Annotated in this window: 6 protein-coding genes; 2 read left to right on the top strand and 4 right to left on the bottom strand. The window is 43.8% G+C overall.

The window, feature by feature from the left end:
* Positions 1–262 precede the first annotated feature (262 nt).
* The 3 genes from PX481_RS01935 to PX481_RS01925 form a co-directional block, all read right to left on the bottom strand.
* Positions 263–1,387 carry a restriction endonuclease subunit S gene (locus PX481_RS01935; protein WP_288023218.1) on the bottom strand — a complete coding sequence of 375 codons (1,125 nt, stop codon included), beginning with the start codon at positions 1,385–1,387 and terminating at the stop codon, positions 263–265.
* A gap of 371 nt (positions 1,388–1,758) precedes the next feature.
* Positions 1,759–4,110, bottom strand: coding sequence for a DEAD/DEAH box helicase family protein (locus tag PX481_RS01930; protein ID WP_288093411.1), 2,352 nt, complete (start codon positions 4,108–4,110; stop codon positions 1,759–1,761).
* Positions 4,111–4,277: 167 nt separating this feature from the next.
* A complete protein-coding gene (locus PX481_RS01925; RefSeq protein ID WP_288093409.1) occupies positions 4,278–6,914 on the bottom strand; it encodes a M1 family metallopeptidase in 2,637 nt (878 codons plus the stop codon).
* Positions 6,915–6,918: 4 nt separating this feature from the next.
* Between PX481_RS01925 and PX481_RS01920 the strand changes: the two genes are divergently transcribed.
* Both PX481_RS01920 and PX481_RS01915 read left to right on the top strand, forming a co-directional pair.
* The gene (locus PX481_RS01920; RefSeq protein ID WP_002743713.1) at positions 6,919–7,356 is read left to right on the top strand and encodes a DUF4079 domain-containing protein; all 438 of its coding nucleotides are present in this window, start codon (positions 6,919–6,921) and stop codon (positions 7,354–7,356) included.
* A gap of 255 nt (positions 7,357–7,611) precedes the next feature.
* Positions 7,612–8,703, top strand: coding sequence for a CobW family GTP-binding protein (locus PX481_RS01915; RefSeq protein ID WP_288093406.1), 1,092 nt, complete (start codon positions 7,612–7,614; stop codon positions 8,701–8,703).
* Positions 8,704–9,005: 302 nt separating this feature from the next.
* On the opposite strand, the gene PX481_RS01910 is transcribed toward PX481_RS01915, so the two are convergent.
* A partial coding sequence (locus tag PX481_RS01910; RefSeq protein ID WP_288093403.1) for a metal ABC transporter solute-binding protein, Zn/Mn family occupies positions 9,006–9,212 on the bottom strand: 207 nt, incomplete at its 5' end.

The following is a 9,212-nucleotide window of genomic DNA, read 5'->3' as shown; positions in this document are numbered from 1 at the left end:
GTGGTCAACTACCTAATTTTCAGGGAAAAAGTACCTGAATTTTCCCCCGATCCCCGCAATGGCTGGCACTTTTTGAGGGGAAAAAAGTCCAAAAGTCTTATCCAACAAGGTTTTTAGATTTATTCAGCAGACCCTAATTAGGTTTTCTGTCATTTAGTAAAATAATAGGGATTTTCTTCTGATTCGGTACGAGGTATGAACAGTATTTGGTTTAAGTTTGTCCATGCTTGCTGTGTTTTTTCTATGTCTATTGTTTGCATAACTATAATTCTCCATTAAAAGCGCGGCGCAATAAGACGGCGGGGAGTTTATTGATGGTGTCGAGTTGCTCTTTTAAGTTCTGTTTCAGGCGTTCCACTTCTTGCATTTGTTCGGTTAGAGTTGAGGCAATTTGTTGTTGTTTAGGGAGGGGTGGAATGGGAATTTCTAATGGTGCAATATCTTTCCCATTTATTTGAGGTACAGAATTCCCACTTTGAATAGAGGATAGATCCCAACTTTCAAACCAGAAATATAGATATTTATTAGATAAATTTTTCCCCGATGGATAGACTGCCATTAAATTAGGATCAAGAACTGCATTAACTGTTAAAATACGTTTTTTGTTTGTGGCGATTGCACCGCCCCTTTTTGGAAAAACTATAGATTGTGGTGGTATTATTCTATTGCCAGCCAAAGAACGCTTAGTATAAATCTGACCACTATTGATATAATTATTGTCACAAAAAGATTTATCCAAGTCAGATACTTTTAAACAGTAAACTCGTTCATCTACCTCAGAAATTATCTGATCTGGTAATGTATTTCCACCAATTATATGACATATTTCTCCTAACTTTCTCCTCTCCCAAGAATTAGCCTCCTCACTTTCAAAAACAGCCCGAAGATAGGCAGCAGGTAAAGCCTTGGCAGCTTCTAACTGTGCTTCTGTTGCTTTTCGTGCCTTTTCTACCGCTTCCATCTGTTCATTAAGAATGGCGGCTATTCGTTTTTGTTCGCTTAGGGGTGGGAGGGGGATTTTAATCCCTGAAAGACTTGTTCGTGTAATTTGAGGTTGGGCTGTTCCAGTTATCGCATCATTAAAACCTCGATTTGAGAGGTAATAGTAAAGGAAATTAATATCACAAAGTTCTCGATCCAGATCATCTAACGCCATAGCATTGCCCGTAATGTATGACTTCGGCGTTGAAAGATTAATCGTGCCGCAAGTAGCTCCTCTACATGTAATCATTAATGTCTCTTCAAGATGATTAAATTCATCGTAAAAACCAATGACTCCATTCGCACCATATACAGGATACCCTTCTTTTTTTAATGCTGATATTGGAATAGTTTTCCACTGCTTTGGTTTACAGACATCGACTAAAGCTACTTCTGTCCAACTCATCCCAACATCTCCTTTAACGCGTGTAAAACCTGATCAATCTTATTTTCAAACATAAATCAAACATCCTTTCGGTTGACTAAAACGGTGGGTTACGACGGATTGTTAGATTGACTTTAACGCCTAGATTGTTGCCGTCTAACCCACCCTACCAATGCACTCACCCCCCTCCAATGCGTAGGGTGGGTTAGCGATAGCGTAACCCACCACTCTCTTGGAATCACCCAATAAAAATAACATTCCTATCCTAATCAGATATTATACCATTCAACAAGCTTGGAGAAAGAAGCTGGGAGAAAGCGGGTTTCTTAACAAAATCTGAGCCTTAATTTAGCTATTTACTAGAAACCCGCTTTCTGTTCTATTTAGAAACCCTAAGCGGCAAACAATCTTATCTTAGCTTCCTGTATGATCTCAGAGGGTTTACCTACTAACTTTAACGCCGACAAACCCCCAGCCTTAATCACTTCCGGCACTTGAAAAATGAGCTTATTTTCTAATCCTTCCGTCCCCGACTTACCAAACTGAGAAGCGATCGCCCTCACTGTCGCCGCCGTTTCTTCTGGCATTTCGCGTAACCAATCCTCCTGTTTATAACTAAAAGCTTCCGCCCTTTCCAGACGAGTCAGACGGTGCAAACCATAACCTAACTCTCCCAAAACATCAAATAAATCGCAAGCTTCCAACTCATCTAGTGTCCTAATTATACTTGCCGATCGCCCCCCATCGGGCAGTATTTGTAATAACCTCCCCCGCTCCTCCGGCTGAACCCAAATTGAACGAAATAAGGTCAAATTAGTCACCTGATTAACCAAGGATTCCGCCAGCCTCTCTCGATACTCTTCTACCGTTATCGGCTTCGTTTCTCCGTCCACCGTCGTCAGAATATAGCGCCCCACCGGAGTAATATTTACCTCAAACCCCTCAACGGAGATAACCAGGCGTTGCTGCCTTTCCTTTGGTTCCGCCGCCGTCCCCTTTTTGGTGGCTAACTTATCGAGAAACTTCTCCCCAAATAAACGGGTAGCATTAGTGTAGTCATACACCCGAAACATTAACTTATTAGTGGGTAGATGCAACCGCGTCCCCCGCCCTACCATTTGATAGAAACTAATGGGAGAATTGACATATTTAAAAAAGACAATATTTCTCACATTGGGGACATCGACGCCGGTGGTTAAAAGATCTACCGTCGTCGCGACAAAATGGGAACGGGAACTGCCCTTTAAATCCGGCAAATAGTCATTACCCGAAGATTTCGCCGTACACTTGAAAGCATAATAATCCTTCGGCTTTTCCCCCTTAGCGGCACACCAACGGCTATAGAGATTATTCATCTCAATGGCTACAGCATCAGCATGGCGGTCATTAACACAGAAGATAATCGTTTTCTGTTCCACTCCCCCCGTTGTTAACAAATGATTGAATAAATCCCCCGCCATCGCCATCACACGGTCAGGGAGCAAAATTAACCGCTCATAACTGGTTTTCTCGTACATTTCCCTAATTTCTGCCTCTGGGATGGGCTGTCCCGTGTTGGCATCAAGGGGATTTCTGCTGATGACCTCCTCCACTGTAATGCCCGTGTCATCGAGGTTGATGGCACTCCTAACAATTTCGCAGGCGGCAAGATAGCCATCCTCTATCCCTTGTCCGATGTCGTATTCATAGACAGGTTCGCCAAAATAGGCCATATTATCGGCGGTGATTTGTCTATCGGCTTCTGATTCGGGCGAGTCTTCTGTAAACTCCAATTCCCGGGGAGTTGCCGTCAACCCCACCTGTACCGCTTCACTGTTGCGGGTGAGAACTTGCGACCACTTACCCCAAGCGGAACGGTGACACTCATCGATGATGATATGGCTGAAATAATTTTCCGGGTAATGGGTGGTTAAAAAATTCCCCATGTCCTCTTCCTTGTCCACATTCAGAGTTTGATAGGTAGCAATTAAAACACGGGCATTCTTGTGGGGTTGGTTCTTTTCTACTTCCGCCGCCTCGGAACCGAAGGCAATTTGCAAAGCCGCCGCCCCCTGGGTTCTCAACTCATCGCGATCGCAGACAAATAACGCCCGCCGCAACTGTCCGGCATCTGCTATTTTTCGCAGTAGGTTACAGGCAATAAAAGTCTTACCCGCGCCCGTTGCCAGGGTTAGAAGGACTCGCGCCGGGGAGCCTGTTTGCTGGCAGCGGGCAATTTTTTCCAAAGCAGCGCGGATGGCAGCATCTTGGTAGTAACGCCGTCCTCCTTCTCCCCCCTTATAGGGAGTCAGCAGGGGACGGGCGACCTCCTCTGCTAGGCTGAAGCCTACATACTGCTCGTATCTCCCTCTCAGTTCGGCCGGGGTAGGAAATTGGCTGAGGGGCTGAGGGGCTGAAGTTATATTCGTCGTGCGATCATATTCGACAAAAAGATGACCGTTACAGGAGTACACAAACGGTACATTTAACCCTTTGGCATAGCGTTTAACCTGTTCTAAGCCTTCAGTGGGGGGCGCATCTTCCTTTTTTGCTTCTATTAGGGCGACGGCTAAGGGTTGGCTGTCGCTACTGACGGCCACTCGCAGGGTATAATCGATCCTTCCCCTGGCGCGTTCGGCTTCCCCATCGATAATTTGAATTGCCCCCGGGGTTTCTTCTCGCTTGAGACAATCCTCGGTCCATCCTCTTTGATGCAGGACGGGGTCAATTAATTTGGCTCTGGTGTCTGTTTCTCCTAATCCCATGGTTCTCTCAAGACAGTAAACAGATAACTGATAAGTAGGGAGGCACAATTATTTGTAGGATGGGTTAGCGGTAGCGTAACATGAGCGGGGGTTGGGTTTCATGCTTCAACCCAACCTACGTTCTGATAAGTGATAACTGATAACTGATAAATGATAACTCAGGTTAATTAACTATTTTTCGCCTCTAATTTGGTCAAACGACTTTTAAGTTCCTGATTTTCCTGTTTCATTTTTTCTAATTCCTCGCGAATTTCCTGAATTGCTTTCTCGGAACCTAATTTTTTCTGGACTTTTTGTACTGCTTCCTCCGCTACACGACGGACACGACCATCGGGAGTTCGATCGCTCAAAGCTTGTAAAATAACGATAGCTTTGGCATTTTCTATCTGTCCTAAAGCGTTACACACTGCCACTTGCGTCAAGAAAAAAGTTTCCTTGGCAATGGTTTCTAAACGTTCCAAAATTACGGTTAATTTATCCGTGCTTTGTCCCGAAGAAATCGCTCCCAGGGCCCGAATAGCCCCTAATCTCAGGGGTTGAGGCGTGCCTAAAGCTGTGTAGGTCAAAATTGACTCCAAAGCCGCCGGGGAGGTTTTTAACTGGCTTAAACCGCCAATTGCGCCCGCTCTTACTACCTCATTCCACCCCTTTCTTGACTGTAAAATATGATTGAGCAGGTCAATAATTTCCCCTTCTTTATTTTGCAATTGTCCCACGGCCATGGAGCCTAATCCTCGCGCCGCGGCCGCTTCCACATAATAACTAGCATCTCCGGCTTCTAGTAGGGATTTAAGCGCGTTATAACTATCTAAGGTTTTAATTTCACTTAATCCCTCGACAACTGCCCGACGTACTTGTGCTTTTTCATCGTTTAAACCTTTAATTAAAGCAGTAACTGCCTGATCTAAACCAAGAGTTGCTAACTGTTTGGCCACCTCCACACGCACCCCCCAAAAAGGCTCATTTTCTAGGGATGTCCCTAAAGCTTCGATCGCTTCTAAACCGCCTTTTTTAGCAATGGCTATGGCTGCATAGATACGGGAAATTGGATCGGTATCCTGTTGTAATTGCGCTTTTAATTCACCGATGGGATACTCAAGAGTGACGGTTTTGAGGAAATTATTACCCCGATCGAACTTGACAAAATCGGGCTTTTGTGCTAGGGGAAAATAGAAACTTTGTTCTTTTTGGTGAATCCGCAGATTGTAGGTAAGATCGTCAGAGTTGAGATAGGCAAAAGCGACGGGAATTTTCAAGTCGAATAGTTCCTTTTCATCCTGAGTTTGGGTGACGGTTAATTGGGCTAAATTATTCTGATTATCCCAACTGTAGGCCACCTTATAATCGGGATGACCACCGCGATAAACGTACTGATCAAAGAGGAATAATAAATTGTAGCCGGTCGCTTTTTCGATCGCCCGTAATAAATCCACAGTTTCTACGGTTTTATGGGCATTATCCCGCACAAAAGTATGAATCGCTTTTCCGAATAAATCTTCCCCTAAAATAGAGCGGATCATGTGATAAACACAAGCGCCTTTTTCGTAGAGATGACGATCATAAAGTTCGATCGCTTCTCGATAAACATGAGTAACAATCGGACGACGATAGCGGGAAGTATCTTCTTCTAAATAACTTCTTGCTTCCCCTAATAAATAATAACTACCAGCAGCTTTTCCGTATTCCGATTCTGTCCATAAAACCTCAGAATAGGAAGCCATTCCCTCTTTAATCCAAGCGTGAGACCAGTGTTTAATTACCACTAAATCACCGAACCATTGATGAGCTAATTCATGGGCAACTAAGCTTTCTGTCCAAGTATGATCAATGCTGGCTCTTTGATCAATTAAACAGCGATCGGTTAAAATTGTGGTAGAAGTATTTTCCATCCCACCAAAAATAAAATCATCTACACAAACTTGCGCGTATTTGGGATAGGGATAGGGATAACCAAACTTTTGGCTAAAAAACTCGATCATGCGGGGAGTTTTACCCATACTTCTTTGGCCTTCTTCTTCCCGTCCTTTTTCCACATAATAAGTGACAGGAACACCATTCCATGAGTCGCATAATTCGGCAAAATCTCCCACCGCAAGAGTCATTAAATAGGTGGGATGAATTTGCTTTTGTGACCAGTGATAAATTCTGTCCTCACCCACGGGTTCCACCGAGATTAATTCCCCGTTAGAAATAGCGATATAGGGTTGGGGAATTTTAACCCGAATTTCGGAAGTGGCTAATTGGCCAGGGTAATCAAAACAGGGAAACCAAAAGCGAGAATCTTCATCTTCTCCCTGGGTCCAAACTTGCATCGGTTTATCGGGATAATATTCATCGGGGCCGATAAAATATAATCCCCGTTGTGGTTGGTTAACCTGATAGTTAATCGTCAGGATAATCGGTTTATCGGTAGTGGGTTGTAGCAGATGAATGGTCAGAAGAGAACGATCATAGTCAAAGGGTTGACTGATACCTTCAATGAACACAGAATTAATATTTAGATCCACCGCGTCCAGAGTTAAACTGCTAATTCCCTGACGAATGGGGGTGAGGGTAATCTGACAGCTGCCCTGAAAACTTTGTCGGGGAATATCAATAATTAAATCGAGAAAAATATGATTAACTTGTCCGGGTCGATCGGGGTTATAATGGGGTTTAGCCCCGGGTAACTCAAAGGGTTGACGCTGATTATTTTCCGTGTCGATGGTGAGATGAGACATATTAGCCCTAACTTGCTGATTTTTGTCCGGTAAACTTAAATTAACACGATCGGTCGTCCCTTTCCTTGCTAATAATAATCCCACCCCTATGAATCTCCCTTCCTTTCTCTGGTTATGGAAAATTGCCGCTTGGTCGATGGGATTTACCCTCTTTGCCTATTTTTTACTAGCGGTTTCGGGGGTAAACATGGGTTATCGACGACTCGCGGGCCAATCTCGACCGAAATGGTTAAGATCCTTTCATCTCCTCAGCGGTCTGATCATGGTTGCTTTGGTCTTAATTCTGCTGGGAATCGGATTAGTGGGAACAATCGGTCATTATGGCAGTTTAGGCCACTCTTCCCACCTGATAGCGGGTTTATCGGTGGTTTTTCTGGTTTTTGTTTCGGCAATTAGCGGCCTGAACATTACAACTCGTCCACCTCTAGCGCGGTCTCTCCACATCGGCACTAATCTTTTATTGTTTCTGGGTTTTCTTTTTGTTACCCTAACAGGATGGGATGTGGTCCAAAAATATCTACAATAAAAATAGTCGGCGATCGAGTGGAGACTGTTTGATCAAGAAAAACTAGCTAAGTAAGTGGATGTTAAAAATTGTCACATCCCCCCCCCTTATCAAGGGGGAATTAAGGGGGGATCCCCCCGCCTATCGGCACCCCCCTTATCAAGGGGGGCAGGGGGGATCAAAGACAAAATCTATCTTCAATTTAATTGAAACCACTTACTTATCTCATCCCGAAAAATCGCTTTTTAGTGACAGAATACTCACCCCCAAATCATTATGCAAACCGTCGAATCACAAGCTATTAACACGATGTCAGTGCCAAAAAAAGGGCTACCGGTAACAATTATTACTGGTTTTCTTGGTAGTGGTAAGACTACCCTCCTCAATCATATTCTCAGCAATCAACAGGGATTAAAAACTGCTGTTCTTGTCAATGAATTTGGTGAAATCGGTATCGATAATGAACTGATTATCAGTAGTGATGACAGCATGGTAGAATTAAATAATGGCTGTATTTGCTGCACGATCAACGAGGATTTAATTCAAGCGGTTTATAAAATTCTCGAACGTCCCGAAAAAATCGATTATTTAGTCGTAGAAACCACAGGATTAGCCGATCCTTTACCGGTAGCCTTAACCTTTTTAGGGACGGAATTACGCGAAATGACCCGTTTAGATTCCATTGTCACCATGGTGGATTGTGCCAATTTCAGTCTCGATTTATTCAACTCGCAAGCGGCCTTAAGTCAAATCACCTACGGTGATATTATTGTTCTCAATAAAACCGATCTAGTGGATGAAGCGGATGTGGATTCTTTAGAAATAAGAATCCGGGACATGAAGGAAGGAGCGAGAATTATTCGTACTAGCAAAAGTCAGGTCCCTTTACCCTTAATTCTCAGCGTCGGACTATTTGAATCGGATAAATATTTCGACACAGAGGAAGAACACCACGACCATGATCACCACGACCACGATCACGACCATTGCGATCATGATCACGACCACGATCACGATCATGATCATCACGACCATTCCAATCATTTAGAGGTGGATGGATTTACTTCTATTTCCTTTGCTAGTGACCAACCTTTTTCGATTCGGAAGTTCCAATATTTCCTCGATAATCAGTTACCAGAAAGCGTTTTCCGCGCTAAGGGTATTCTCTGGTTTGATGAAAGTCCTAAACGTCATATTTTTCACCTCAGTGGTAAACGTTTTACTCTCGAAGATGACGAATGGAAAGGTACTCCCAAAAATCAGCTAGTTCTTATCGGTCAAAATCTCGATCATGAAACCCTAAAAGAACAGATTAACAGTTGTCTCATTTTACCTGCTGTCAATCGCGGTAAAGGATTTGGCAAATAAACCCCGCTTTGTAAATCTACTAAGTTGGGATTTTTAAGGGGAAACTCTCTGCTAAAGTCGGGCGTTACTTTCGATTTTTTCCCTCAATCCAAGCTTTTGGGGGGTTCTACCCCCCAAACCCCCCGTTGGGGGCGTGGCGCCGCCCCCAAACCCCCCGCGCATTAGCTTTTCGGTGGGATGCTTACAGGCAGCTGCTGATCCATTTGTCATCATCTAAAAGTCACCGATAATTGCTGATTGTCGGTATTTCTGCCTTCCTAACTCCTGACTCTAAGGACAATTTTTTGATTTTTACAAGAGGTCTATTGACCTTCTTGAGGTACTTTTCCTCCTAAAGATTCCACGATCGAGCGAGTATTTTCCCTGAGCATTTTTACATAACTATCCCCTCTAGTACCCACCGCACCGATCGAATCAGAATATAATTGTTGTGGTGCTAATTTTACCCCCGCTTCTGCGGCTACAGTGGTAATTAAAGTGGGATTAATAGTCGTCTCGGCAAAGATAGC

It is taken from the genome of Microcystis sp. M53603_WE2, from assembly GCF_030065435.1.
The sequence above is the reverse complement of the archived record's forward strand: the minus strand, read 5'-3'. Positions and strand labels throughout refer to the sequence as shown.

Coding starts and splice junctions, on each gene's coding strand:
- PX481_RS01935 (WP_288023218.1), bottom strand. CDS start 1,387: ATGAGTTGGACAGAAGTAGCTTTAGTCGATGTCTGTAAACCAAAGCAG.
- PX481_RS01930 (WP_288093411.1), bottom strand. CDS start 4,110: ATGGGATTAGGAGAAACAGACACCAGAGCCAAATTAATTGACCCCGTC.
- PX481_RS01920 (WP_002743713.1), top strand. CDS start 6,919: ATGAATCTCCCTTCCTTTCTCTGGTTATGGAAAATTGCCGCTTGGTCG.
- PX481_RS01915 (WP_288093406.1), top strand. CDS start 7,612: ATGCAAACCGTCGAATCACAAGCTATTAACACGATGTCAGTGCCAAAA.